Below are 358 nucleotides of genomic sequence, written 5' to 3'. Positions count from 1 at the left end.
CGCGTACTCCTGCTTATGAAGAAACATTATACAGAAGAACGTATGGCACGTATTCTGGGTCCTGATAATGATATAGAACTCGTAAGCTTTAGAGGCTCTGATTTAAGCGGCGGAGAGGATATTAATATTGTGCAAGGTTCATCCCTTCCGGAAATGAAATCAGCGCAACAAGACCGGATTATGACGTTGTGGGATAAAGGAGCGATTGTGAAGAAGGATGGTTCACCGGACCCGCAGGCGTTACTCAAACTCATGGGTATGGGCGATAGTAACGAGTTATTTGAAATGCAACAATTGGATGAGAATAAAGCGAAGATGGAAAACAAGCAGTTTGAGCAACTGGCACAGAATCCAGAAG

General features: G+C 43.9%; 1 pseudogene. It reads left to right on the top strand.

Annotation, left to right across the window (positions count from 1 at the left end):
* Positions 1-358: pseudogene (locus ACODS7_RS32850) on the top strand (portal protein); the annotation flags it as partial.

The sequence above is a fragment of the Bacillus sp. FG16 genome, from assembly GCF_057809515.1.
The sequence above is the reverse complement of the archived record's forward strand: the minus strand, read 5'-3'. Positions and strand labels throughout refer to the sequence as shown.